Raw genomic sequence first — 1,559 nt, 5'->3', positions numbered from 1 at the left:
TCGAATTCATCGATACCATCCAGAAAACTGCCGTGCCGACAAATCTCCACACTCTCCTGCAATAGTTGATCCGAAAGATCCCAGCGGGTAACCTCCTGTACTAAATCTGTACCGTTGGCCAGATGAGTCCATAACTCGTCCACTGAGCGCGACCTCGCAAAGCGTCCGCTCATACCAACAATTGCGACCGGCTCGTTCAGAAATGACGAAGATGATTTATCAACCGTTATTCCGTCCGCCACTGCTAGGTCCGTTTGTCCAAACTGCAGATCATAGGGTATACCGACAACTACTTTCCCTATATTCTTCCTCTCCTCCAAACAACGGTAAGCTCCCCGGATTTCTGTGAACGGTATGGTGCGGTAAACAGTGGGGCGAACAACTCCTTGTTCCACAAATTCAAGCATTTTATCCACATATTCTTTAATCGTATCCGGATTTTCGGTCGTCAACTTTCTGGAATTAATGCTGTAAAAGCTTTGATTATCGCTTAATACGGATAAATCAATAGTTTTTGCCGACTTCAGCGCGGTTACTGCCAGCTCGATGTATCTTCCTCCCGGAGCCAGACAATTCATGCCCTTCTGAATGGCATCCCCAGGCAGCGTATTGATGATTACATGTACGCCCCTTCCATTCGTAAGCCGCATAATCTCTTGTTCAAAGTCGGCTTCCAGATAATTTATCCCAAAAGCAACCCCCTGTTCCTGCAGGTAATCCAGCTTTTCGCTTGATCCCGCTGTCGCATAAATCTCCGCGCCGTAATGCCGGGCAAGTTGCACCGCGGCAAGACCAAGTCCGCCCGCTGCCGATTGAATCAATATGCTCTCGCCCTTTTTCAATCTTGCTTTGCGGAATGCGTTCATTAAGGCAATGGCGGTCGAAGGCAGTGTACAAGCTTCTTCGAATGACAAGTTCCGGGGCTTCCGGAACACTCGTTCAACCTTGCATGCAATCATGTTCGCCTGCCCGCCGAAATCCGAATCCATAGCCGCGATCACTTCATCACCGCGTTTTACCGTTGTAACGGCTTTGCCGGTTTCTGTTACAATACCGCTTGCTTCGAAACCGGGAGTGAACGGATACGCAGGCATGGTCGGATACAGTCCCCGGACACACAGCAAATCTCCGAAATTTAAAGAGAATGCCCGAACAGATATGCGCACCTCATCTTCAGCCAGATCAGGCACAATAGATTCAACGATCCGCAGGTCTTCAACACCTTCAGGCCTATCGATAACAACCCTGTAATAGCCTGTCCTTTTCTCTATGGAGAACGGAGTCGTGTTTATTTCATCCCGTTTCTGAGGCCGGGTGGCAACCTCACGGGTTTGTTTCTTCCAAATAGGCGAGGGAGCTTGCTCCGCTCCCAAAACGGGATTGTCTTCGGTTCCGGTGTCCCGTTCTTCGGTAGGCCGCTGCTCTTGAAGCTGGGCCACCAAAACGGGCTTGTATTCCCGAATGATATAGGATGCCAATTGATCGACGTTATTGTAATCAAATACGACGGTCGTTTGCATGGCGATTCCGATTGCTTTGTTAATCCGGTTGACGAGGTT

General features: G+C 49.3%; 1 protein-coding gene. It reads right to left on the bottom strand.

The window, feature by feature from the left end; genetic code table 11:
* Positions 1-1,559 (bottom strand): zinc-binding dehydrogenase (locus L692_RS29015; protein WP_036723964.1); only part of this gene is annotated, 1,559 nt, incomplete at both ends.

The organism is Paenibacillus forsythiae T98, from assembly GCF_000520735.1.
In the GTDB taxonomy this organism is placed as follows: Bacteria; Bacillota; Bacilli; order Paenibacillales; family Paenibacillaceae; genus Paenibacillus_AQ; species Paenibacillus_AQ forsythiae.
This window is presented reverse-complemented; position numbering and strand designations above follow the sequence as displayed.